Consider the following 23,671-nt stretch of genomic DNA (forward strand, 5'->3'; position numbering starts at 1 on the left):
GTATTACTATATACTGAGAAAGAAAAAATAGAGTGTAAGCCGTAAAGGGCAGCTGTGCTGTGCAAAATAAAGAAGAAAGCAGCTCTCTGCGCTTTGCAATACGGTTTCAAAAAACGATTCTGCTGCCCGGCAGCAACGACAGAATAGAAGGAGACTTCAATTATGGCACATACCGTTATGGTCACCGGAGCCGACGGCTTCATTGGCAGCCACCTCACCGAGGAACTGGTCAAAAAAGGCGAGCGCGTAAAAGCATTTTGCTACTACAATTCGTTTGGTTCTTATGGCTGGATTGATTCGCTTGCCCCCGAAATCAAAAACGAGATTGAAATCTTCATGGGCGATATTCGCGACCCCAACGGCGTGCGCACTGCAATGCAGGGACAAGAGCGGGTATACCACCTCGCAGCCCTCATCGCAATTCCCTTCAGCTATCATTCCCCAGACAGCTACGTCGATACCAATATTAAAGGTACGCTGAATGTGCTGCAGGCCGCACGCGACCTCGGCACCGACCGTCTGATGGTCACCTCCACCAGCGAGGTATATGGCACCGCTCAGTATGTACCCATTGATGAGAACCATCCGTACCAGGGCCAGAGTCCCTACTCGGCAACCAAAATCGGTGCCGACCGCCTGGCGGAGAGCTTCTACCGCAGCTTCAACCTGCCGCTCTCCATCGTGCGCCCGTTTAACACCTACGGCCCACGCCAGTCGGCCCGCGCTGTTATCCCCACCATCATCACCCAGCTGCTTGCCGGCAAAACCGAGATTCACCTCGGCAGCCTTGCGCCGACCCGTGACTTCAACTATGTCAAGGATACTGCTTCCGGCTTTATGGCAATTGCAGACTGCAAAGAGGCGATTGGTCAGGAGATCAACATTGCTACCGGCCGCGAGATTTCGATTGGCGACCTGGCAAACGAGTTGATTCGCCAGATTAATCCCGAAGCAAAGATTGTTTGCGAAGAGGACCGCCTGCGCCCCGAAAAGAGCGAAGTGCAGCGTCTGCTGGGCAATGCGGAAAAACTGCGTGCTATGACCGGCTGGGCCCCTGCTTATACCTTTGAAGAAGGCCTTGCCGAGACCATCGCATGGCTCAAAAATCACCTCTCCGATTATAAAACCGACATTTACAACGTTTAAGCAAGGCCGCGGCAGAAGATGCCGCAAATGCCTGCTGTACAGCTACGGCCTGCCTGCTTGTTAAAACAGGCCAAGCCTTAAAGCTGTCACAAATCGTCCTGCCCCCTGCGGGCGAGGAAGGACACATCCCCAGAAAGGAACCGTCACGATTATGGCAACAGAAAAAGGACGTTTTGACCGGCTGCGCAAAAGCCAGGCCTTTTGGTGGGTGCTTGGGTATTTCGTCGTGCTTTGCTGCGGCGTAGGATTGATTTATTACTGGCGTGTCGCGTACGATTTTTCTGCGCTTGGCGCATGGACGGCTACCGCACTTGTTTGCGGTGGCTTTTCCGTTTTATATCTGCTTGTTTTTCTCAATGCACACTTCATCAAACAAAATTACGCACTCAAATGCGCAATTCTGGTGTTTGTAGCGGGGCTGGGCTTTGTTTTTGCAAACCCACCGTTGCAGGCCCCAGACGAAAACATGCACTTCTTGCGCGCCTACTCTTTGGCAGGCGGCAATTTCGCGTTTGATCAGCAGGAGGAATTCCCGGCTGATGTGGATTTGCTGGTGCGCGATTTCCCGGGAAATTATAACTGGGAAATGCCGCTCAGCGACGACCATAGCATTGCCGATGCCTTTGAGCGCTACCGCGCCGACCTTGCCGCAAACGATACCACCGCGCCGAATGCAGAAACCTGGATTCAGCAGGCGCTGCCGCATCTGCCGGCCGCCGCCGGTATGGCAGTAGGGCGTATTTTCGGTGCCAGCGCTTTGGTCTGTATGTATCTTGGCAGGCTGACAAATTTGCTTTTTTACGCGCTGTGCTGCTATGGCGGCATGCGCTGCTGCAAACAGTTTCGCTCGGTGCTGACAGCGCTGATGCTGGTGCCCATTGCCCTGTTTATGGCGGGCTCTACCAGCAGCGATGCCGTGCTGCTCGGCCTTACCTGGCTGTTCATCGGCATCTGCCTTTCAGACGGAGTAACTACCCGCAGAGCGGTTGCCTTGGCTTTGAGCTTTGGTGTGCTGTTTACCGCAAAATATAATTTTCTGGCGCTGCTGCCGCTTGTCTTCTTAATACCCAAAACCGAATGGACGGTGCGCGGCAAAAAGCTTACCGGTAAACGATGGGGCTGGGCGCTTGCAGCAGCATTGCTGCTGGGCACACTGCTGATTTACGGAGCACAGACGCTGCACACGGCGCTGCTCAGCAATTATCAGGGGCTGACCTACCAGCTTGGCGGCATCCGCCCAGGCGACCAGATGAAGTTTATTCTCTCTAACCCTGTGCGGTACCTTGCTGTTTTTGTTTACTCTGTTTACCTGAATAAAGGCGAGCTGTTCTCGGGCGGCGTGTTCGGCTGGCGCGACGCGATTGTACCGTTCGTTTCGTACTTTACACCGCTGCTGCTGATGCTCTCTGCCGGGTTTGACGCGCTTTGCGGCGCACGGGCAAAAGCAAAAACCGGCTGGGTGCTGGGCCTCACCGGCGTTTTGTTTTATGGTTTTACCTACACCGGCATGTACCTCACCAGCACCCCTTATACAATGGTACAGATTCTCGGTGTGCAAACACGCTATTTGCTTGCGGCCTTCTTTGTCGGCTTTGCGCTGATGGCAATGCTGTGCGGCAAAACGATGGAGTTGCAAAAGATGACTCGCGAAACCACTCAAAAGACCCCGCCGGAATGGCGGATGCTGCATATTTCATTTGTTTTTGCAATAATCAGCGCGCTGCTGTTGTTCCAAACTTATTACATCGGCGCGTAACCGCTAGAAAATACACGCTCTGGGAGGAGCCTTTTCATGTTTGATTTTATCTGTGTGCTTGTGACCTTTGCAGTGGTGTTGTTGATGGCCGCGGCAATCTCGGCGAAAACCGGGCTTTCTGCGGGCACAGCACCCCTGTTTGTGATGGCCGGCACTATGGTGTTCTACACACTGTTTGGCTTTTTCGATTTGCTGCTTGCGGCGGGCATCGCCTGGTTTGCACTCGGTGCTTTGGCCCTGGTGTGGCTGGTACGACAGCGCAAAAACATCAATTTTTCACAGCTCGTCACACTGTCCAGCGTGTTCTTTGTCGCTGTTGGTGTTGTGGTAATTGCGTACCTTGCGATTCGGCAGCCGATTCCGATGGAGTGGGATGAGTTCAGCTTTTGGAGCATCGCACCGAAAGTTGTAAAAACCACCGGGCATATGTACACTGCCGTGCCGGGCAACCTGCGGGTTACAACCTATGTACCGGGCCTTATTTTGCTCGACCAGGCGTTCCAATTCCTTGGCACGGGCTTTGTGGCGTGGAAAGTGTTTGCAGCCTACGACCTGCTAATGCTCGCGATTTTTGCCGCAGTGTTTGCAATGCTGGAGAAAAAGGATTGGGCCATTGCGGCGCCGATGTCGGTGCTCTGCCTGCTCACTCCGTTTTTGCTCACCGTTTACCTGCGCGTTATCTATGTTTCTACCGTCTATATGTCCTCGTATGCCGACATTCCGATGGGGCTTTTGTTCGGCGGCGCGGTGGCATTTTACTTTGCACAGCAAAAAAAGACACCCATTGCACTGGTTGGCGCAGTGCTGATTGTCACGGCGGAATCGCTGACGAAAGACATGGGCTTTGCGCTGGCGCTCATCGCCGCTGCTTTAATCGGCTTTGACCTGCTTTTTGTGGAAAAAAGCGAAGTTGTCCTCTTTAAGCTGCGCAGCTGGTGGGCCAAAATCGGCTGGTGTGTGCTGCTCGTCGTGGGGCCGTTTGCGGCTTTCTTCGGCTGGGCAAAGCATATGTCGGTATTCCTCAATGTTTCGCGCTTTGAGGTAGGCGGCGCAGAAGAGATGGGCATGGTGCAGCTTGTGTTCACCGGCATTATCGAACTGTTCAGCCCCAATAAAAGCGAAAAATTTGTGCAGGTAATGGACAACATGACCCGCGCTTTTTATGCAGACAGCCTAAGTATGTTCAGCCTTGGTTCCGGCCAAAGCAGCAACCTGTTGCTTCGTTTGCTCAACGGTTCCGGTTTAATCGTAGTCTGCGTCATTCTTACACTGTTGCTGATTTCGTTCCTCTGCGGCGACCGTCGCCATAAAATTCGCACAGCATGGTTTGCGCTGCTTTCTTCGCTGGGGTTTGTTGCGTTTTATATCTTTAACGCGTTTATGTATGTGTATGTGTTTAAAGATTTCCAGGCAGAGGCACTGGTCTCTTACAACCGATATATCTACCCCTATTACCTGGGATGGTTCCTGATGGCTCTGGCGCTGGTTGCGACCGCGTTGAAACACACCGGGCCTGCCAATGTGGCGCGGCTTTTGCTTTTGTTGATTGCGGTGGGCGGCATTTGGCGGTTTACCAGCTTTGTGCGTCCGCAGCTTTGCATCATTGATTACCCGGACAGCTATTTTTCAGAGATGCGCCGCAAAAGTGCCAACGTTGCTGCTGCAAAAGCAGTCATGGACGAAGACGACAAAGTGTTCTTCGTCAGCCAGGGTGATGATGGCATGGCATGGTTTGTTTATTACTACGAGTTTTATCCTGTGCTGACGGATTACAGCCTTGGCGGCGGCACACTTTCTGCGGATGCCCAGCTGACCGAACTGGCAGTGCCGAATGGCCTGACCGAGCAGCAGCACAAAGAATATGTCGGCATGAAACTCACCCGTGAAAACTTCCAGCGTTATCTCACCGATACCGGATGCACCAAGCTGTACTTTGACAAGGTGGACGGTATTTTTGAAGAGAACTACGGCGACCTTTTCACCGATGGGCTTGCCGCGGTGAAAAACGGCGAAACCAACCTCTATGAGGTCAGCGGGGCAGAGGACGCGCTGCGGCTTTCCCCCGTGGACATGGGAGGCGTACGATGAAAAAACTGAACAATAAAAAGCTCGTTGCACTTTGTTATGCAGGCTTTTTGCTTGCCAGCCTTTTGCTGGCGGTGGTGCAGCTGGGCATGGATGCCTTTTGGCGCAGCACCGGCAAGATGGAAACTTTGACCCTCACTGCGGATGCGTTTGAGACACTGAATCTGGAGCAGCAGCCGGATGGCAGCTTGGTAACCACCACAGATGACCCGCGCATGATGCTGCAAAATTGCCCCGAGCGGGTGAGCCGGGTAGAAGTGCAGGTTGAATTTATCAACCTGGACCCCGGCGAGTTCACCTTATTTTATAAGCCCAAGCCCAATATGGAGGACTTTGACGCCAATTATCGCCTGTGGGCAAAAGAAGAGGAGAACGGCGTCTATTCGTTCCGGCTGCCGCAGGATAAAATTTATGGGTTGCGGCTTGACCCGGGCATTTATCCCGGTATTCAGATGGAGATGACCTCAGTAACGCTGAATCCGGCGGTTTCCGCACTTTCGTGGTTTGCCCCGACCAGCGCATGGTTGGTCGCCTTTGCTGTGTTCCCCGCGCTGATTGCCAGCGCGATTGCTTATTTACGTGCCGTGGTCGCCCATTTGGGGCGACGGGGCCAATAAAATGCCGTACAATCGGCACAGTTATGGAGGGTTTGTAATGGAAAAGAAGTTTATTCCGCTGTCGGTACCTAATTTCTCGGGAAAAGAAAAAGAGTATGTCAACGAGGCTGTTGTCAGCGAGTGGGTATCCACCGGTGGCAGCCTGGTTGGCGAATTTGAAAAGAAACTTGCTGAATATACCGGCATGCCGACCGCAGTTGCCTGCAACAGCGGCACCTCCGGCCTGCACTTGGCACAGATGGTAGCAGGTGTTGCCCCCGGCGACGAGGTACTTGCTCCGGCACTTACCTTTATTGCGGCAGTCAACCCCATCCGCTACGTTTTTGCCGAGCCCGTTTTCATCGGCTGCGACGACACACTTTGCATGGACCCCGATGCCGCGGAGGCATTTTTGCGTGACAGCTGCGAAATGCGTGACGGCAAATGCTACAACAAAAAGACAGGCAAGCATGTTTCTGCCATGGTCGTTGTACATGTATTCGGCAATATGGCCGCAATGGAGCGCTTTGTGCCGATGGCCAAACAATACGGCCTTGTGCTGATTGAGGACGCTACCGAAGCACTTGGCACCTATTACACCGAGGGCGAATTAAAAGGTAAAATGGCAGGCACCATCGGCGATGTTGGCGTTTACAGCTTTAACGGCAACAAAATCGTCACCACCGGTGCCGGCGGCATGCTGGTTTCCAACCACCCGGATTGGGCAGAGCGTGCAAGATATCTTTCTACCCAGGCAAAAGATGACCTGGTGCAGTTCTACCACGGGGCAGTTGGCTACAACTACCGTCTCACCAACGTGCAGGCTGCTATGGGCCTTGCTCAGATGGAGCAGCTGGAAGGATTTATTGCCCACAAGATGGAGCTGTATGAATTCTATAAAAATGCGCTGGACGGCAAGAACGGCTACCGTATTCTGCCGTTCCGCACCGATATCCGCTCGAACCACTGGTTCTTCAGCCTTTACCTGGAAGATGCACGTCATGACCGCGATACGCTGATTCACAAGCTGTCGGACGAAGAGAAAATTCAGACTCGTCCGGTATGGGCGCTCATCAACGAACAGAAACCCTATGTGGACAATGAAGCACACGGCATGGAAAAAGCCGAAGATTACCGCGCAAAAATCGTCAACCTGCCCTGCTCCACCAACCTTTCGCTGGAGGACGCACAGCGCGTTGTTGAAGCATTGCTCGCTTACTGAGCAGCAGCCGGGGTAAACCACCCCGAGCAACACATAAAGTGAGGTTCGCCATGAAACTCGACGAATTGCTGATAGAAGAAGATAAAACCGTGCTGGAGGCGATGCAGCGGCTGGACGAAACCGGCCACCGCATTTTGTTCATCGCGCCCCACAACAAGCTGCGCGGCGTTGTAACCGATAGTGACATCCGCCGTCACATCTTGCGGGGTGGGGCCTTGGCGGACCCCATCACCAAAATGGCGAATTACAGCCCTAAGTCGCTGCCGGTAGAGCGCCGCAGGGAAGCGAGGGACCTTTTGCTGAAACATTCTATTGATGCACTGCCGCTGCTGGATAAGCGCGGCTGCATCACCGATGTGGTTTTTGAAGGGGATCTCGACGTGGATACCCATAAAAACGCAGGTCTGCCCGTCGTTGTTATGGCGGGCGGGCTTGGCACACGGCTTTACCCCTACACCAAAATTCTGCCCAAGCCGCTTATCCCCATTGGTGAGCTGCCGATTGCGGAGCATATTATCAATCGCTTCCACAATTTTGGCTGCAAACAGTTTCACCTTGTTGTCAACTACAAAAAAAGCATGATTAAAAGCTACTTCAACGACCTTGAAAAAAGCTATGAAATCAGCTATGTGGACGAGGACAAGCCGCTGGGCACCGGCGGTGGCTTATCTCTGCTGAAAGGGCAGCTGGACAGCACCTTTTTCCTCACCAACTGCGATGTTCTCATCGATGCCGACTACGGTGACATTTACGAGTTCCATAAAAATTCCGGTAACCTCATCACGGTGGTCTGTGCATTTAAGCACATCACAATTCCGTACGGTGTTATCGAGCTGGGCAATGAGGGCGAGATTAAAAACGTCACCGAAAAGCCACAGATGAATTTTCTCACCAATACCGGCGTGTATGTTGTTGAGCCGCGCGTCATTGAAGAGCTGGCCGAGGACACGCCAATCGGGTTCCCCGACATTATGGAGAATTACCGCCACGCGGGCGAAAAAATTGGCGTTTACCCGGTAAGTGAAAACAGCTGGATGGACATGGGCCAGCTGGAAGAGCTGGAACAGATGCGCCGTCGGCTGGAAAATCGCTAAAAAGCGCAGAAAACCGTCACCGAAAGAGGAACCACGATGGAAAGAAAACCGACCCTGATTATTGCAGAAGCGGGCGTTAACCATAACGGTAGCCTTGCACTGGCAAAAGAGATGGCGCTGGCGGCAAAAAACGCCGGGGCAGACATCGTAAAATATCAAACTGCTGTGCCCGAGCTGGTTATCAGCAAATTTGCCGAAAAGGCAGAGTACCAAAAAGCCCAGACAGGCGACGAAGAAAGCCAGCTGGAGATGGTGCGCCGCATCCACTTTGGCTTTGAGGCGCACCGCGAGCTGAAAGCATACTGCGAAGAAATTGGCATCACCTATCTTTCGGCCGCGTTTGATTTGCCGAGTGCCGAATTCCTGGCAACGCTGAATCTGCCGTACATCAAAGTACCTTCCGGCGAGATTACCAACCTGCCTTATCTGGAGCAGATTGCAAAAGAGGGCAAACCGGTGCTGCTTTCTACCGGTATGTGCGAACTGGACGAAATCGGCCAGGCACTGCAAGTGCTGCGCGAAGGCGGTGCGGGTGAGGTGACAGTGTTGCATTGCAACACCGAATACCCAACGCCGGACGCTGACGCAAACCTGCTTGCGATGGCGGACATCCGAGAGCGTTTTGGCTGTGCTGTCGGCTATTCGGACCATACCAGTGGCATCGACGCAGACCTTGTGGCTGTTGCACTGGGTGCAAGTGTGATTGAAAAGCATTTTACATTAGATAAAAGTATGGATGGCCCCGACCACAAGGCAAGCCTTGATGTGGCGGAGCTGACCGAGATGGTGCGCGCGGTACGTCGGGTAGAAAATATGCTCGGCAGCGGGCACAAAGAGGTAAGCACGTCCGAACGAAAAAATATTGCGATTGCGCGCAAATCAATTGTTGCGGCGCGTGCTATCCGTGCAGGAGAAATTTACACAGCAGAAAACCTGACTGTTAAGCGGCCCGGCGACGGTGTTTCGCCGATGCGCTGGCATGAGGTTATGGGCAAAAAAGCCCCGCGCGATTTTGCTGAAGACGAAAAAATTGAACTTTAAATAGAAGCGCCGCATCTTGTTTTTACTGGCAAGTGCGGAGCGATGCCCCGGAAAGAGAGGATTCTGAGATGCAAAAAACAGTTGCCGTTGTAACCGGCACCCGTGCAGAATATGGCCTGTTGCGCCCGGTCATCGAAAAGATTGCGGCGAGCGAACGGCTGCGGCTGCGGCTTGTGGTCACCGGCGCGCATCTCTCAGAACGGTTTGGCAATACCGTGCAGGAAATCGAGCAGAGCGGCGTGCCTATCGACCGCCGCATTCCTATTTTGACTCACCCGTCCACACCGCTGGGCAGCTGCAAAACGGTGGCAGACACCATTGGCTGTTTTTCTGATTATTTTGAAGAAACCCGCCCCGATGCAGTGCTGGTGCTGGGCGACCGATATGAGATTTTTGCAGTCGCATCGGCTGCGGCTATGCTGCATATCCCGGTGGCACATATCAGCGGCGGCGATGTTACGCTGGGTGCAGCGGATGAGTTTTTTCGCCATTCCATCACCAAAATGGCAAGCTTGCATTTTCCGTCCTGCGCACAATATGCAAACCGTTTGGTGGCAATGGGCGAAGAGCCACGACGGGTGTTTAATGTAGGCGGGCTAGGCGATGAGAATATCCGCACCCTAAAGCTGAAAGACAAAGCGCAGCTTGCGCAGGATATTGGCTTTTCGCTGGATGAACCTTATCTTTTAGTGACTTACCACCCCGAAACAGCCGGAAATGCTAACCCCGTAGCGCAGGTCCAGCAGCTGCTGGAGGCACTGGATACGCTGCCGCAGCTTCGGGTTATCTTTACGCTTGCAAATGCCGATGCGGGCGGCGAAGCCATCAATGAAACGCTGCGCAATTATGTGGCGCAGCACAGCAATGCCATCGCTTTTACCTCTATGGGCATGCTTAATTATCTCTCTGCAATGCGCACTACCGCGGCTGTGGTTGGCAATTCGTCGTCCGGCGTGGTAGAAGCCCCCAGCTTTGGCATACCCACAGTCAATATTGGCGAAAGGCAGGCAGGCAGACTGCGCTGTCCATCCATTCTCGACTGTGCAGGTGACACCGCATCGATTCGCGCGGCGCTTGTTACTGCCCTAAGCCCGGAGTTTGCGGCAAAAGCACAAGCACAACAGAGCCCTTATTACAATGGCACTGCCACAAGCAGCGAGATTGTACGTATTTTAAGCGAATTTCTGTTCAGCGACCTCGCGCAACAGACTAAGACATTTTTTGATGCGCCGCTGGCAGAACACTATTTTGACTAATACACAGGCAAAGCCTGTAAAAGATAGCCCCATAAAAAATAGGGGCCAAGCCGTGAAAGCGTGCTTTAAAGGAGTAGAAGAGCTATGAAATGTTTGATTGTAGGCCTTGGCAGTATGGGCAAACGCCGTGCACGGCTGCTGCGCGGTATTCAGCCGGATATCACCATTTGCGGCGTGGACTTTTCGGAGGAGCGCCGCGCTGAGGCAGAGAGTCTTGGCATCAAAGCCTATCGCAGCATTTCGCAGGCGGTTGCCGCAGAACAGTTTGATGCGGCGTTCGTTTCTACCGCGCCCAAATCTCATGCCGTGGTTATCTCGGAGCTGCTTGACGCGAACCTTTCGGTATTTACCGAAATCAACCTCATTGCAGACGGCTACAAGGAGAACATGGTCAAAGCCAAAGAAAAAGACTTGCTGCTGTTTTTAAGCAGCACTATGCTGTACCGCGGAGAGACCCAGTACATCAAACAGCAGGTAGGTGCTTTCGGCAAGCCGGTAGGGTATCTTTACCACATCGGGCAGTATCTGCCGGATTGGCACCCTTGGGAAAACTACAAAAATTTCTTTGTAGGAGATAAAAGAACCGGCGGCTGCCGCGAGATCTTCGGCATCGAGATGCCGTGGCTGATTGATACCTTTGGTCCTGTAAAAGAAGTATATGCGGTAAAAGATAAACTTTCCGGTCTGGAAATAGACTACCCGGACCACTACCTCGTAACGTTGACCCACGAAAACGGTACACGCGGCCAGCTTGCAGTGGATGTTGTTTCGCCAAAAGCGGTGCGCAGTTTTGAAGTATACGGCGAAGGCCTGCACCTGTTTTGGGAGGGCAACCCGAAAGAACTTTACCGCTTTGATGCCGAAACCAAAGAAAAATGCGCTGTAGAAACTTACAAAACCGTCGAGCATGATGCACGTTACAGCGATAACATCGTAGAAAATGCCTATGTGGATGAGCTGACCAACTTTTTGGATGCGCTTGCTGGCAAAGCCGAGCCGCGTTACAGCTTCGCCCGCGACCTCGAAACGCTTGTAGTGATTGACCGCATTGAAGGGGACTAGGGGCACCGCGGACGACCAGGCAAAGCGACCGGATAAGAAAGGATCGTAAGCATATGAAAGCATTATTTGTTGGATTGGGGTCGATTGGCACCCGCCATCTAAAAAACCTCACCCAAATTTGCCGCGCGCAGAATATTGCGTTGCAGTGCGATGCGCTGCGTTCTTCTGCACGGGCGCTGCCAGCCGAAACTGCCGCGTTGCTCAGCCGCGAAATTATCGGGGATGTGGTGGACGAGAAGTACGATCTTGTTTTCGTGACAAACCCTACCCAAATGCATTACGATACCCTTTGCAAACTTGCGCCTTACGGCGATGCTTTTTTTATTGAAAAACCGATTTTTGAAGACGGCACCCGCGACCTTGCGGCCTGCGGCCTTGACGATAAACGCTGCTATGTAGCAGCACCCATGCGGTGGTGCGGCACCTACCTTGCGCTGAAAAAAGCACTTGCCGGACAGCGCGCTTATTCGGCCCGCATCATTTGTTCCAGCTATCTGCCCGACTGGCGCCCCGGTGTGGATTACCGCAAGGTGTATTCGGCCATTCGTGCTTTGGGCGGCGGCGTTACCATCGACCTGATTCACGAATGGGACTACCTGGTCGATTTATTTGGTTTTCCGCTGGAAAGCTACAATTTTAAAGGCACCTATTCCGAGCTGGAGCTCGACAGCGACGATCTTTCTGTTTATATCGCGCGGTACCCCGGCCTGCTGGCAGAGATTCATCTGGATTACTTTGGGCGCAGCTACCGCCGTACTGCTGAATTCTTTTTGAAAGAGGGTACCTTAACGGCCGATTTTGGCGCGGGTACGCTTACGCTGCCGGACGGTACCGTGCAGCACTGCGAAGAGGAGGTCAACGCAAGATATTTGCGTGAAATGGAATATTTTCTTCGGCTTGCAGCTGGAAAAGAAGAGAGCATCAACCCGCCCGAGATGGCGCAAAAGGTGCTCAAGTTGACCTTGGGAGAACTGTAATTTGCCGAAGGACCCTCGCGATTTTGGTATGAAAGGATTGTTTCTCATGAAAAAGGTACTTATCACCGTCTGCGGCAGGGCAGGCAGCAAGGGGTTTAAAAATAAAAACCTCAAAATTTTCTGCGGTCAGCCGCTTGTGTATTACACGCTTGCCGCTGCAAAATTGTTTGCCGCGCAAAGGCCAGACCTTGCGGTAGATGTGGCGCTGAATACCGACTCTGCTATGCTGGTAGACGTAGTGGCGCAAAAATACCCGGAGATTCGGCACATTGAGCGTCCAGAAGAGCTTTGCGGCGACACTGTCCCCAAAATGGCTGTTTTTCAGCAGACGCTGGCTGAGATGGAAAAGCTGCGCGGCGAGCAGTATGACTACCTGATTGACCTGGATATTACAAGCCCCCTGCGACGCGCAGAGGACGTAAAAGGCGCTTTTACCGAAAAAGAAAGCCGCGAGGACCTGGACCTTGTTTTCAGCGCGGCGCCTGCGCGACGCAACCCCTATTTCAATATGGTAAAACTCTGCGGTGACCATGTAGAAAAGGTCATTGAGAGCCCGTTTACGGCACGCCAGCAGGCTCCGGCTATTTATGACTTGAACGCCAGTATCTATGTTTTTCGACGGGATTTTCTCGCGGAGAATAAAACCGGCATTTTGTGGGACGGTAAATGCGGAATCTATGAAATGTTCGACACCGGAATTCTTGATATTGACTCGGAAGAAGATTACCAGCTGATGGAGGTCATTGCAGGGCATCTTTATGAAAATATGCCAGAGTTTGGAAACGTGAAAGAGAAAATACGCAGATAGTTGATAATCTTGCGATTTTATGAAAAATTCACAAATCAAGGTGCGCGTTTCGGTTGAACTCTATAAGTAAATAGATTATAATAATCAGGAGACTGCACGGGCTTGTTTGCTCCGCTGCGCTTTGAAAAGAATGCTTCGCTCGGCCTTTTGCTGTGCGTTAACGCTATACGGAGATGATGATTTGTCCACTTACCGCGAATTCCGCGCCGAAACACGCAAACGCCGGCGTAAAAGAAGTTTGCAGCGCGTCGGGTTTGTGCTGCTGATTGCACTGCTATTGATGGGCCTTGCATGGTTTATTGTGCAGCTGATTGAAGGGCCTAAGCCGAAACCGGCACCGTCCTCTTCGACGGCGACCTCTCAGCCCGCAGGCAGCCAGAGCACCTCGCAACCCGGAGCCATTGCAACCCCGGCACCTTCTATTACCCCTGCTGACCAGGAAACAGTTTGGGACAAATATGCCCAAGCTGAGCGCAGCATCAATACTTTTGGCGTTTCCGGCACAGATCCGCGTATGATTGCACTGCCGCAAAATGGCCGCATTGATCTTTCGTTCTTTACCGATGCCGTTTTCTTTGGCGATTCTATTACCCAGGGCTGGAAAGTTTACAACAGTGGCCTGCCGAACCCGAATGTAGTGGCTGAAATCAGCGTTGGCCTGCCTACCAACGGTGCGATGTGGGCCCGCGATAGAAGCAAAACTGATTTCTATGACCCGATGGCAGAATTGGTTGCACGGGCACCGAAAAAAGTTTATATGATGTTTGGTACCAATACACTGGTAAATGGTGCAGAAGGCGTGGAAGATCGCTTCATCAGCGATTATGCTACTGTCATTGACCAGCTGCGTGCTGCATTGCCGGGTACGGATATTTATATCCAGTCGCTTTTGACCCCGACCGAAAAAGGCCAGCAGAAGAACCCGAACCTGAACCCCGAGCGTATCGCCCGCGTGAACTCCCGTTTGGCAGCACTTGCAGTAGAAAAAGGCTGCTATTACCTGAATATCTCTGAAGTGCTTTGCCGCGATGGCAGACTGAACTGGGATATCGCAGCTGGCGATGGTACCCATATGAATGCAGACGGCTACCGTGGCTGGCTGGAGTATCTGGTTACCCATACCGCTTACCGCACCGACAGCACCTATGTTGGTGGCAGCCCGTTTGCACTACTTTCTACTGAAACGCCTGCTGTTTCAGTGCCGGTACCGGAAGCTGCACCGGCAGCTGACCCGAACGCAGTTGCTGTGGACCCGAATGCGGCACCCGCCGCAGACCCCAATGCCGCAGCAGAAACCCCGGCGGCATAGCCCGGTTGTACAAAGTTTATAACACAAAACGCCGTCCGGTAGCCCGGGCGGCGTTTGTTATTCGCAAGGGTTTTATTGTTTTGATTTGCCTTTAAAAATAAGCACGCTGGCAAACAGTAGTGTGAAACAGCATAGCCAAACGGATTTCACGCCCAACAGGGCAGTGAGCCAGGCGCTGATGGCGGCCCCAGCACAAAAGGTGCCGACAATAAGGCCATAGACGCCCACCATACGGGCGGCTGCGCGGTCTTTGGTGGAAAGGTAGCGATACAGGTGTTCCATCGCGCTGCGCATGTTACCGGTGCACATGGTGGAAGCGTAAGGTGCGCCCACCACGGTGCGAAAGGTATGCACCTGCAAAGAGCAGATAAAGGACACCGTGGTGTTCACAAGGATGTTGGGAACTGTATTAGGCACAAACCCGATGCCGAGCAATAAAAGCACTTCAATGAAAAGCACGGCATGTTCCCACTCAAAGAAAAGGCGCTCGGAACAGCGGCTCTTCATAAACTCTGCCAGCAAAATGCCCAGCATAAATGCAGAGATGGGCACAAAATAATAAAACACGCGATGCCATTCCCCGGCGGCGGCCTTTAGCCCCAATAATACAAGGTTGCCGGTTTGTGCAGTGGCAAACACGTTGCCGCGGCACAGGTAGGTGTAAGCATCCAAAAAGCCCCCCGTAAAGGCAAGCATTACCCCTACGGGCAACCGTTCGGCGGGCAGAACAGATTTGTAAGACAAAAATACCCCTTCTTTCTGCAGCTTTTACGGCATACGGAAAATGTTTTCGACCTTGCTATTATATCCGCCGCTTGCTGCTTCGTCAATTCCAAACGGTGCAAAAATGCGTTATACTACATATAATGCCTCAGGCTACCTCTTTGGTGGCCAGAGGTGAAAATACAAAGGCAGGAAAGAAAGGTGACATAAGATGAATAAGCAGTTGCAGGCGCTTATCAATGAATGCAGCAATATGGTGTTCTTTGGAGGGGCAGGCGTATCCACCGAAAGCGGCATTCCTGATTTTCGCAGTGTAGACGGACTTTACCATCAAAGATACCCATGGCCACCGGAAGAAATTTTGAGCCATGATTTTTTTATTTCTCACCCTGAAGAATTTTACCGTTTTTATCGAGATAAAATGCTTTGCCTCAATGCAAAGCCTAATGCGGCCCACCTTGCGTTGGCACGGCTGGAAGCAGAAGGGAAATGCAAGGCAGTTATTACTCAAAATATTGATGGACTGCACACTGCGGCAGGCAGTAAGCACGTGTTGGAGCTGCACGGCAGCGTACTACGTAACCACTGCATGCGCTGCGGCAAATTTTACGAAGTATCGGCAATAGAACAAAGCGAAGGGGTGCCCCGGTGCAGCTGCGGCGGCATTATAAAACCAGAAGTGGTGTTGTATCAGGAAAGCCTCGACATGAAGGTGCTGAACGAGGCGGTAGAAGCCATTGAAAAGGCCGATTTGCTGATTGTGGGCGGCACCTCTCTTGCGGTTTACCCGGCAGCGGGACTGATTGATTACTTCCATCCCGGAAAGCTTGTGGTGATTAATAAAACCCCGACCTCTGCGGATAAACGTGCCGATGTGGTTTTTACCGGCCCCATTGGAGAGATTTTATTTTAAAACAGAATGCGCAATATTTATGTGATGAAGAGTCTCTAAAGACAGTGCAAAAACTTTGGCTCGCCGTAGGGCGATAGTGCCCAAAAGAGAAAAATTTTGCCAAGCAAAGCGTCCCTTGCGTTGTAAGGGACGCTTTTGTTTTTGAGAAATTGCTTATATAAGATGTTTTTTGGCTCGGCTTTGCATAGGCTACAAGCAATAGAGCAAGCGCGGGCTGGCTTTTTTAGCCAAACCAAAGCGTTTTGCTTGCGCTTTTTATCGGTGCTGTGATATGCTGATAAAAACGAGAAAATTTCGCAAAATTTACGCTGAAACGGGGGCGTATCCATTGAAAAAAGTGGAGGTTCTGCGCTGCGAAGCACAAAAAATGATCTACTTTTTAGTCGGTAACCTTTGCTACGCACTGGCGATTCAATTCTTCCTTGCAGGCAACAGTATTGCAGCAGGTGGTTTTTCTGGTATCGCCATTGTACTCTCTACCTTGATGCCGATTTCCATAGGCAACTTTATCTTCTTACTTAATCTGCCTTTTTTAATTGTCAGCTATTTCATCAAAGGCAAACGATATACGCTGAAAACCTTTATGGGTTCCACAATTTACACCATTATGCTCAATGCCATTAGCTTTTTGCCTACCGTTACCCAAAACAAGCTGGTTGCGGCGGTGTTTGGCGGGTTGCTTTACGGCATGGGCGCGGTGTTCTTTATGAAATCGGATGCGTCTGGCGGCGGCACCGACCTTGTAGCACGACTGCTGAAAACCAAGTTTCCCAGCCTTTCGATTGGCAAGCTTTTCATTATCGTCGATGGCTCGGTTGTGGTGTTTGCGATGATTATATTCCGCAATATTGAAGCGGGCTTATACGCCATTATCACCATCTATGTTTGCAGTGTGGTGAACGACCGGGTGCTGGCTGGTTTTGACAAAGCCAATATGTGTTACATCATCACCGACCGCGACCCCGAAGGGCTTGCACACGCAGTGCAAACCGAGCTGGGGCGCAGTGTAACATTACAGCATGGCACCGGAATGTACGCAAAAGGAGAGCACAACATTTTACTTACGGTATTGCGCCCGCGCGAAACCTGGCAGCTGAAACAGATTGTGAGTGAGCTGGACCCTAATGCATTTGTCGTGGTTGCAAGTGCAAGCGAAGTAATGGGACGCGGCTTCAAAAAAATAAGCGACGAAACCCCACCGGATGCGTTGTCGCTGCATCCGCTGAACAATAAAAAACGCCCTCCCAGCCATACGGCAGGGGTGCAGATGCCGCAAAAGCAAAAAGAGGAAGTTCGATGAAATACGAAAAGCAAATAACCCTGAAAAACGGGCAGCCCTGTTTGCTGCGTCACCCGACTGCAGAGGATGCGCAGAAAATTTTGGATCATATGATTTTGACTTCTGCAGAAACGGACAATATGGCCCGTTATGCCGATGAGTTTACGATGACTGCCGCACAGGAGGCGCTTTACTTAACCGAAGTAGAAGAAAGCGAAGATGCCGTGATGGTTTCGGCAGAGCTGGATGGCGAGATTGTTGCAAATGCGGGCTTTAACCCAGTGGCAAAGTTAGAGCGCTGCCGCCACAGGGCAGAGCTGGGCATCTCGATTCGGCAAGACTGTTGGGGCCTTGGCATCGGTACTGCGGTGATGCAGGCATTGATTGATACCGCCCGGCAGGCGGGGTATGAGCAGCTGGAGCTGGATGTGGTAGAGACCAACCAGCGGGCGATTGCTCTTTACGAAAAAATGGGCTTTGTCAGCTATGGGCTGCGAGAGAATTCGTTCAAATACCGAGATGGGCATTCGGCCGCGCTGCGGCTGATGCTGCTGCGGCTTTAAATAAAAAGAACCCTCCGGAATTTACCGGAGGGTTCTTTTTATTTGCAGAATAGATAAACGCTAAGCGAAGGAAAGCGCTACCGCTTTTCGGCGTGGCATAAGCAGTTTTTTGGAACCCAGCCGCGCTGATTGTCGGCTTCGCGCAGGCACCAAAGCCAGCCATTGAGCTCCTTCGTGGCATACAGGATGTCACCCACAGCAACCGTCATTTCTTCGGCAGTATAGTCTGTGGTTGCTGTGCCGGTTGCACCGTTCATTTGCAGAATTTGAACGGGCGTCCAGCCCGCTTTTCCCGTTCTCTCCGAAACACAGTAAATCCAGTTGGCCCAAGGCCCGTCGTCATTAGACTTTTCGCCCAGCTTCACCGTGTCGCCTGCGTTTAACTGAATAGGGTCAGCGTTGCTGTTTTCGTAGTCTTCGACCACAATATAAACTTGCTCCATCTTGTGCTCCTTATCCTTGCGAAATTATTTATTTTAAAGTTGACCCCGCCTATCGGTGTAGTCGGGCGGCGAGCCTTGTAACACTTTGGATTAGTTTGCCCACCCGGCGCAGCGGCCGACAGCTTTTTCCCATCCGGCGCAGTTTTGTAGGACATCTTCTTCGCTCATCGAGGGCGCGTAATATTTATCCAGCGTCCACTGTGCACAGATGTCCGTACGGTCTTTCCACACACCAACTGCAAGGCCCGCAAGGTAAGCTGCGCCCAGCGCAGTGGTCTCCCGAATCATCGGGCGGCGAATCACGGTATGTGTAATATCGGACTGGAACTGCATCAGTAGATTGTTGGCAGAAGCACCGCCGTCCACTTTCAGCTCCCGAATTTCAAGACCGGTGTCCGCCTTCATTGCGTCCAGTACGTCCTTGCTTTGATAAGCGACCGACTCGAGCGCAGCGCGGATGATGTGATTGCGGTTGCTGCCGCGGGTAAGGCCGAAGATAGCACCGCGGGCGTACATATCCCAACGGGGAGCGCCAAGCCCGGTAAAGGCCGGTACCACATAAACGCCGCCGTTATTTTCTACTTTGCGCGCAAAATATTCGCTATCGGCGCTATCCGTGATGAATTTCAGTTCATCGCGCAGCCACTGGATGACCGCGCCACCCACGAAAACGCTGCCCTCCAGTGCATACTCTACCTTGCCGTCTAGCCCGATGGCGATGGTGGAAAGCAAACCGTGGCTGCTGGTGTGCAGCTGGCTGCCAGTGTTCATCAGCATAAAGCAGCCGGTGCCATAAGTATTTTTGACATCGCCCGGGGCAAAGCAGGTCTGCCCAAACAGTGCGGCCTGTTGGTCACCCGCTGCACCTGCGATAGGTACATCTACGCCCGAAAGGCTGACGGTGCCGTACACTTCGCTGGAGTTGCAAACCTTTGGCAGCATTGCCATAGGAATATTCAGCTCCTCGCAGAGGTGCTCATCCCAGCAAAGGTTGCGGATATTGTAAAGCATGGTACGCGAAGCGTTCGTGTAATCGGTCACATGCGCTTTGCCGCCAGTCAGTTTCCAAATCAGCCAGCTGTCTACCGTGCCAAACAGCAGTTCGCCACGTTCTGCACGCTGCTGTGCACCCGGCACCTGGTCAAGAATCCAGCGGATTTTGGTAGCTGAAAAATAAGCGTCGAGCAAAAGGCCGGTGTTCTCGCGGATATATTCGGCCAGACCACGCTGCTTTAGCTCTGCGCAGAGCGGTGCGGTGCGGCGACACTGCCACACAATCGCATTGTAAATCGGCAGTCCGGTCTGCTTGTCCCACACGATGGTGGTTTCGCGCTGGTTGGTGATGCCGATGGCGGCAAGCTCGTTTATGTCGATGTTGCTGCGTGCAAGCACCTCGGTCATCACGCTGTACTGGCTGGCATAGAGTTCCATCGGGTCATGCTCTACATACCCCGGCTGCGGGTAGTGCTGGGTAAATTCCTTTTGGGAGATATTAACGATATTCTGCTGCTCATCAAAGATGATGGCGCGGGAACTTGTGGTACCCTGATCAAGCGCCATAACGTATTTGCTCATGAAGGGTCGTCCTTTCTTGTGGTTTGGTGCGCCGTTTACAGTTGCGGCATTCTTTGGCTTAAGTATATCATACTTGAGCGAATACCGCACAGCGTTTGTATGCAAAAAACAAGTGCTATAATTACAGCAAAACTTACAATCTGTCTATGGCGCTATCCGCAAAGATTAAGGGCAGCGCAAACTTATCAACTGCCCCATATAGGTTAGAGGGCAAATGATCGAACTGAAAGAAAAATGAATTTAACGATAAAGCTATAAAACTTTGCAAATTTAATGGAAAAAGCCTGAAATGTTGTAATGTTTTTCCATTTTATTTCGTTTAAGAGATTGACAAAATCAAAAACTGATGTATTATTGTGTTAGTTACTTAATACAATGGTACAAAAAATTATTGCGAGGAGGCGGGCGTTTGCGGCAGCCTGTAATCGAAATCGAAAACCTTTATAAAATCTACAACCCCGGCGAAAACGAGGTGCGTGCGCTGGACGGCGTAAGCCTGACAGTCTACGAGGGCGAGTTTGTCGCCATTGTGGGCCATTCCGGCTCTGGTAAATCAACCTTAATGAACATGATCGGTTGTCTGGATGTACCGACCAGCGGCAGTTATCGGCTGAATGGTCAGGACGTAAGCAATATGGAAGACAACGAGCTTTCCACAATTCGTAACCAGCAAATCGGGTTCATATTTCAAAGCTTCAATTTAATCAAAAATTTAAACGCGGTAGAGAATGTGGAATTGCCACTGATTTACCGCGGCATGTCTGCGAAACAGCGAGAAGAGCTTTCAGAAGAAGCGCTGCGGCGTGTAGGGCTCTTGCACCGTATGTATCACCGCCCTAACGAGATGTCGGGCGGTCAGCAGCAGCGTGTGGCAGTAGCTCGCGCCATTGCGGCACATCCGCCGCTGATTTTGGCCGACGAGCCAACCGGTAACCTGGACACCAAGGCAGGAGCGCAGGTGTTTGAGATTATAGAGGAGCTGCACCGGGAGGGCAATACCATTGTGCTGATTACGCATGATGACGAGCTGGCAAAAAAGGCCGAACGAATGGTACGCATTACCGACGGCCATGTAGATAATGGGGAGTACCCAGACGAAAAGGAGAATTTCTGATGGAAGAACAAGTGAAAAATGGATCGGTTGCTGTTGCGGAGGCGCCGGTAAAACGCCCGAAGAAAAAGCGCAGCCGGAAAAAGAAAATCGTGCTGGGCATTGTAGTTGTACTGGTAGCACTTTTTGCAGTCAACATGATTGTCGGCGCGGTGCGTGGCCCCGCCCCCCTCGTGGTAGCAACAGAGGCAATCGCGAAAGGCGACATTAATCAAACGCTTTCCACCAACGGAACTCTGGTTTCCGGCAATAAAGTAACCGTCTACTCTGAGGTTTCTGCGCCGGTAGAAAAACTTAGCGTGAAAGCTGGCAGCATGGTAACCGCAGGCGATGTGCTGGTAACCTATGATACGCAGGACCTTGCCCGCGCCTATAAAACTGCTTCGGCAGCAGCGGCCAGCGGCAGCCTGCAAACGCAGGACACCCTGTCTGCAAGCAGTAAATCTCAGACTGCTTTTAACGATGCAGCGGCAAACCTGAATAACGCTGCAGCACAAAAAGACAATGCCAAAGCAACACTGGCAAGCCTTACCTCTCAGTATGAGGCGCTGGCAGACAAAACCACGGCCGAAGCACAGAGCCTGAAACAGGCCGTAGATGCAGCAGCAGCGGACTTAACCGCAATGGAAGCAGGCTTGCAGAGTGCACGTGCTGCTTATGACGCCGCAGAAAAAGGCGTAATGACTGAGAACGGCAAAAAGCAGCTGGAATACAGCCAGGTGGCTGCAAATGTTAGCCTTGAAAAAGCAAGCCAGGACCTGAAAGCGGGTAAAGCTGGTCTTACCGCCCCCATCAGTGGTGCCGTAAGCAGTGTTTCTGCTACCGAAGGTGCATTGATTGGCCAGTATAGCCCGGTTTGCGTCATCGAAAGCCTGGACGATGTGCGGGTGCAGATTGCGCTTTCTCGCTATGACCTGGAGAAAGTAAAGCTGGGCCAGGAAGCAACCATTACCACACTGGGTAAAACTTATACCGGCAAGGTGACTACCATTGATTCGATGGCAACCACCACCGCTTCTGCCAACGGCAATACTACCGCCTATGTGCGCGCAGAGATTACGCTCGATAAGCCCGACGCCGATATTCGCCTTGGGCTGGAAGCAAATGTAACGCTGCACACAGGCAGTGCTACCGCTGTCATCACCGCTCCGCTCTCTGCTATCAACACGGACGTGAACGGACAGTTCTGCTATGTCGTCGAAAATGGTGTCGCTGTGCGCCGCCAGGTGAAAACCGGCCTTGCAAGCGATAGCCGCACCGAAGTGCTGGAAGGCCTTTCGGAAGGCGACGTGCTGATTTCTGAACCGCAGAACATCCCTGCCGAGGGCACTAAAGTAACTGCTATGGGCGGCGTTGCAGGTGCGGCTTCCGGTGCAGAGGATGTAGCCTCGGCGGCGGCTCCGGCCACGGCTGTGGCGGCAGGGTAAGGTGATACCATGCGACAAATCATAGAATATGCCCGCATGGCCTTTCGCAACATCTGGGGCAATAAAACGCGCAGTGCCCTCACGATGCTCGGCATCATCATCGGTATTGCATCGGTGATTGTGGTGCTTTGCGTGGGCGGCGGCGGCAAAAACCAGTTTGCCGAGCAGCTGGGGCAGTTTTCCAGCGGTTCCGTCTACCTGTATGTAGGCGGCGAAAGCTCTACAGCAAACGATAATTTCACCGAAGAAGACATCGTTGCAGTTCGCGGCCTCGAAAGCGTAGAAGCCGCGACAATGGCAGGCGGTGCATCTGGTACAGTGCGCGGCACCAAAGAAGAGGTCAGCGCCAGCATCTCGAGTGGCAACGGCGATATGTTCCGGGTTTTCCCCGCTACTTTGCAAAAAGGGCGCAACTGGGATGCGAGTGACTATGAAGCCGCCCGCCGTGTCATCACAATTGACTCGGACGGGGCAAAAGCCGTATTTGGCACCGATGATGTCGTCGGTTTGACCGTACAGATGACATTGAACGGCCGTACCTCTGATTTTACGATTGTAGGCGTGACCAAGAGCATGAATGGCTCTTTTTACACCGGTAAAGTAACGGCCAACATCACGATGCCGCAAAGCACTTTGATTGCAATGTCTGATGTATATGAAGGCCCGTACTTCCAATTGGCATTTCTCGCCAAAAACTCTGCCGACAGCGAGGCTGCTACCGATGCAGTGCTGCGTTTGGTGGGGCAGAGACATGGCAACTATGGCCGCGATGTTTATATCGTGCAGGATGTAAACAAGATGAGCGCGGAAATCAATAGCGTGACCGGTATGTTTACCAACATCATCGCCGCCATTGCGGGCATCAGCCTTTTGGTTGGCGGCATCGGCGTTATGAATATTATGCTCGTTTCGGTCACGGAGCGCACCCGGGAAATCGGTATCCGCAAAGCGCTTGGCGCAAAAACCGGCAGCATCTTATTCCAGTTCCTCGTAGAGGCTGGTACGCTGACGCTGGTAGGCGGCATTGTAGGCATCGGCCTTGGCCTTGCAGGTGGATTTGGGTTATCCTCGTTGCTTGGACTGAAAGGCGCAATCAGCCCGATGCTGGTACTCATTATCGCGCTTTTCTCTACTGCAATTGGTATCTTTTTTGGCATCTATCCCGCCAAAAAAGCTGCACGCCTTAACCCCATTGAGGCACTGAGAACTGAATAACGGGGACCTTACACTTCCTCCTCTAAAAAGCAGGCAAGGCGTTTGAAAAAGCGCTTTGCCTGCGTTTTTT

General features: G+C 52.2%; 21 protein-coding genes. 18 read left to right on the plus strand and 3 right to left on the minus strand.

Annotated elements, in window-relative coordinates:
* The first annotated feature begins 162 nt into the window (after window positions 1-162).
* The 12 genes from C1A11_RS11745 to C1A11_RS11800 all read left to right on the plus strand — a co-directional run bounded on the left by C1A11_RS11745 (window position 163) and on the right by C1A11_RS11800 (window position 14,352).
* Window positions 163-1,146 (plus strand): NAD-dependent 4,6-dehydratase LegB, encoded by a 984-nt coding sequence (locus C1A11_RS11745; protein WP_102050637.1) that lies wholly within the window; start codon window positions 163-165, stop codon window positions 1,144-1,146.
* A gap of 151 nt (window positions 1,147-1,297) precedes the next feature.
* Window positions 1,298-2,902, plus strand: coding sequence for a DUF2142 domain-containing protein (locus C1A11_RS11750; protein ID WP_102050638.1), 1,605 nt, complete (start codon window positions 1,298-1,300; stop codon window positions 2,900-2,902).
* A 36-nt stretch (window positions 2,903-2,938) separates the two neighbouring features.
* Entirely contained in the window at window positions 2,939-4,990 is a 2,052-nt protein-coding gene (locus C1A11_RS11755) for a hypothetical protein (RefSeq protein ID WP_102050639.1), read from the plus strand.
* Entirely contained in the window at window positions 4,987-5,604 is a 618-nt protein-coding gene (locus tag C1A11_RS11760; RefSeq protein ID WP_102050640.1) for a hypothetical protein, read from the plus strand. The genes C1A11_RS11755 and C1A11_RS11760 overlap by 4 nt, the downstream gene beginning before the upstream one ends.
* Window positions 5,605-5,641: 37 nt before the next feature.
* On the plus strand, window positions 5,642-6,805 hold the full coding sequence (locus tag C1A11_RS11765; protein WP_102050641.1) for a LegC family aminotransferase: 1,164 nt from the start codon (window positions 5,642-5,644) through the stop codon (window positions 6,803-6,805).
* A gap of 50 nt (window positions 6,806-6,855) precedes the next feature.
* Window positions 6,856-7,899 (plus strand): sugar phosphate nucleotidyltransferase, encoded by a 1,044-nt coding sequence (locus tag C1A11_RS11770; RefSeq protein ID WP_102050642.1) that lies wholly within the window; start codon window positions 6,856-6,858, stop codon window positions 7,897-7,899.
* Between the two features lie 36 nt (window positions 7,900-7,935).
* Window positions 7,936-8,940, plus strand: coding sequence for an N-acetylneuraminate synthase (gene neuB, locus C1A11_RS11775; protein WP_102050643.1), 1,005 nt, complete (start codon window positions 7,936-7,938; stop codon window positions 8,938-8,940).
* Window positions 8,941-9,008: 68 nt separating this feature from the next.
* A complete protein-coding gene (neuC, locus tag C1A11_RS11780; RefSeq protein WP_102050644.1) occupies window positions 9,009-10,196 on the plus strand; it encodes a UDP-N-acetylglucosamine 2-epimerase in 1,188 nt (395 codons plus the stop codon).
* Between the two features lie 84 nt (window positions 10,197-10,280).
* On the plus strand, window positions 10,281-11,258 hold the full coding sequence (locus tag C1A11_RS11785; RefSeq protein ID WP_102050645.1) for a Gfo/Idh/MocA family protein: 978 nt from the start codon (window positions 10,281-10,283) through the stop codon (window positions 11,256-11,258).
* Between the two features lie 53 nt (window positions 11,259-11,311).
* The gene (locus C1A11_RS11790; protein WP_102050646.1) at window positions 11,312-12,235 is read left to right on the plus strand and encodes a Gfo/Idh/MocA family protein; all 924 of its coding nucleotides are present in this window, start codon (window positions 11,312-11,314) and stop codon (window positions 12,233-12,235) included.
* A gap of 46 nt (window positions 12,236-12,281) precedes the next feature.
* The gene (locus C1A11_RS11795) at window positions 12,282-13,043 is read left to right on the plus strand and encodes an acylneuraminate cytidylyltransferase family protein (RefSeq protein WP_102050647.1); all 762 of its coding nucleotides are present in this window, start codon (window positions 12,282-12,284) and stop codon (window positions 13,041-13,043) included.
* Between the two features lie 181 nt (window positions 13,044-13,224).
* Window positions 13,225-14,352: a GDSL-type esterase/lipase family protein gene (locus C1A11_RS11800; RefSeq protein WP_180950344.1), complete on the plus strand. Its 1,128-nt coding sequence runs from the start codon at window positions 13,225-13,227 to the stop codon at window positions 14,350-14,352.
* Between the two features lie 72 nt (window positions 14,353-14,424).
* Here the strand turns inward: C1A11_RS11800 and C1A11_RS11805 are convergent, their stop codons facing one another.
* Window positions 14,425-15,096 carry a YoaK family protein gene (locus C1A11_RS11805; RefSeq protein WP_102050649.1) on the minus strand — a complete coding sequence of 224 codons (672 nt, stop codon included), beginning with the start codon at window positions 15,094-15,096 and terminating at the stop codon, window positions 14,425-14,427.
* 190 nt (window positions 15,097-15,286) lie between these two features.
* Here C1A11_RS11805 and C1A11_RS11810 point away from each other — a divergent pair, with 190 nt between their 5' ends.
* The 3 genes from C1A11_RS11810 to C1A11_RS11820 all read left to right on the plus strand — a co-directional run bounded on the left by C1A11_RS11810 (window position 15,287) and on the right by C1A11_RS11820 (window position 17,830).
* Window positions 15,287-15,988 carry an NAD-dependent protein deacylase gene (locus tag C1A11_RS11810; protein WP_102050650.1) on the plus strand — a complete coding sequence of 234 codons (702 nt, stop codon included), beginning with the start codon at window positions 15,287-15,289 and terminating at the stop codon, window positions 15,986-15,988.
* Between the two features lie 337 nt (window positions 15,989-16,325).
* The gene (locus C1A11_RS11815; RefSeq protein WP_242965959.1) at window positions 16,326-17,288 is read left to right on the plus strand and encodes a YitT family protein; all 963 of its coding nucleotides are present in this window, start codon (window positions 16,326-16,328) and stop codon (window positions 17,286-17,288) included.
* The gene (locus C1A11_RS11820; protein WP_102050652.1) at window positions 17,285-17,830 is read left to right on the plus strand and encodes a GNAT family N-acetyltransferase; all 546 of its coding nucleotides are present in this window, start codon (window positions 17,285-17,287) and stop codon (window positions 17,828-17,830) included. Before C1A11_RS11815 ends, C1A11_RS11820 begins: the two co-directional genes overlap by 4 nt.
* Before the next feature lie 77 nt (window positions 17,831-17,907).
* On the opposite strand, the gene C1A11_RS11825 is transcribed toward C1A11_RS11820, so the two are convergent.
* Together C1A11_RS11825 and glpK are read right to left on the minus strand one after the other, a co-directional pair.
* Window positions 17,908-18,273: an SH3 domain-containing protein gene (locus C1A11_RS11825; protein WP_102050653.1), complete on the minus strand. Its 366-nt coding sequence runs from the start codon at window positions 18,271-18,273 to the stop codon at window positions 17,908-17,910.
* Between the two features lie 90 nt (window positions 18,274-18,363).
* Entirely contained in the window at window positions 18,364-19,848 is a 1,485-nt protein-coding gene (gene glpK, locus C1A11_RS11830) for a glycerol kinase GlpK (RefSeq protein WP_102050654.1), read from the minus strand.
* A gap of 409 nt (window positions 19,849-20,257) precedes the next feature.
* On the opposite strand from glpK, the gene C1A11_RS11835 reads away from it, so the two are divergent.
* Genes C1A11_RS11835 through C1A11_RS11845 form a run of 3 tightly spaced genes read left to right on the plus strand, consistent with a single transcriptional unit; the run spans window position 20,258 to window position 23,601 of the window.
* Window positions 20,258-20,962, plus strand: a complete 705-nt coding sequence (locus tag C1A11_RS11835) for an ABC transporter ATP-binding protein (protein WP_242965921.1) — start codon at window positions 20,258-20,260, stop codon at window positions 20,960-20,962.
* On the plus strand, window positions 20,962-22,386 hold the full coding sequence (locus C1A11_RS11840) for an efflux RND transporter periplasmic adaptor subunit (protein WP_102050656.1): 1,425 nt from the start codon (window positions 20,962-20,964) through the stop codon (window positions 22,384-22,386). The genes C1A11_RS11835 and C1A11_RS11840 overlap by 1 nt, the downstream gene beginning before the upstream one ends.
* A gap of 9 nt (window positions 22,387-22,395) precedes the next feature.
* Window positions 22,396-23,601 carry an ABC transporter permease gene (locus tag C1A11_RS11845; RefSeq protein WP_102050657.1) on the plus strand — a complete coding sequence of 402 codons (1,206 nt, stop codon included), beginning with the start codon at window positions 22,396-22,398 and terminating at the stop codon, window positions 23,599-23,601.
* Window positions 23,602-23,671: the final 70 nt, after the last annotated feature.

The organism is Pygmaiobacter massiliensis, assembly GCF_900199435.1.
Taxonomy (GTDB): Bacteria; Bacillota; Clostridia; order Oscillospirales; family Ruminococcaceae; genus Pygmaiobacter; species Pygmaiobacter massiliensis.

Bases quoted from the DNA above. Each gene is read 5' to 3' on its own strand.
- C1A11_RS11825 (WP_102050653.1), bottom strand. From the start codon at position 18,273: ATGGAGCAAGTTTATATTGTGGTCGAAGACTACGAAAACAGCAACGCT.
- neuB (WP_102050643.1), top strand. From the start codon at position 7,936: ATGGAAAGAAAACCGACCCTGATTATTGCAGAAGCGGGCGTTAACCAT.
- C1A11_RS11820 (WP_102050652.1), top strand. From the start codon at position 17,285: ATGAAATACGAAAAGCAAATAACCCTGAAAAACGGGCAGCCCTGTTTG.
- C1A11_RS11785 (WP_102050645.1), top strand. From the start codon at position 10,281: ATGAAATGTTTGATTGTAGGCCTTGGCAGTATGGGCAAACGCCGTGCA.
- C1A11_RS11750 (WP_102050638.1), top strand. From the start codon at position 1,298: ATGGCAACAGAAAAAGGACGTTTTGACCGGCTGCGCAAAAGCCAGGCC.
- C1A11_RS11840 (WP_102050656.1), top strand. From the start codon at position 20,962: ATGGAAGAACAAGTGAAAAATGGATCGGTTGCTGTTGCGGAGGCGCCG.
- C1A11_RS11765 (WP_102050641.1), top strand. From the start codon at position 5,642: ATGGAAAAGAAGTTTATTCCGCTGTCGGTACCTAATTTCTCGGGAAAA.
- C1A11_RS11845 (WP_102050657.1), top strand. From the start codon at position 22,396: ATGCGACAAATCATAGAATATGCCCGCATGGCCTTTCGCAACATCTGG.
- C1A11_RS11745 (WP_102050637.1), top strand. From the start codon at position 163: ATGGCACATACCGTTATGGTCACCGGAGCCGACGGCTTCATTGGCAGC.
- neuC (WP_102050644.1), top strand. From the start codon at position 9,009: ATGCAAAAAACAGTTGCCGTTGTAACCGGCACCCGTGCAGAATATGGC.
- C1A11_RS11770 (WP_102050642.1), top strand. From the start codon at position 6,856: ATGAAACTCGACGAATTGCTGATAGAAGAAGATAAAACCGTGCTGGAG.
- C1A11_RS11790 (WP_102050646.1), top strand. From the start codon at position 11,312: ATGAAAGCATTATTTGTTGGATTGGGGTCGATTGGCACCCGCCATCTA.
- glpK (WP_102050654.1), bottom strand. From the start codon at position 19,848: ATGAGCAAATACGTTATGGCGCTTGATCAGGGTACCACAAGTTCCCGC.
- C1A11_RS11760 (WP_102050640.1), top strand. From the start codon at position 4,987: ATGAAAAAACTGAACAATAAAAAGCTCGTTGCACTTTGTTATGCAGGC.
- C1A11_RS11755 (WP_102050639.1), top strand. From the start codon at position 2,939: ATGTTTGATTTTATCTGTGTGCTTGTGACCTTTGCAGTGGTGTTGTTG.
- C1A11_RS11810 (WP_102050650.1), top strand. From the start codon at position 15,287: ATGAATAAGCAGTTGCAGGCGCTTATCAATGAATGCAGCAATATGGTG.
- C1A11_RS11795 (WP_102050647.1), top strand. From the start codon at position 12,282: ATGAAAAAGGTACTTATCACCGTCTGCGGCAGGGCAGGCAGCAAGGGG.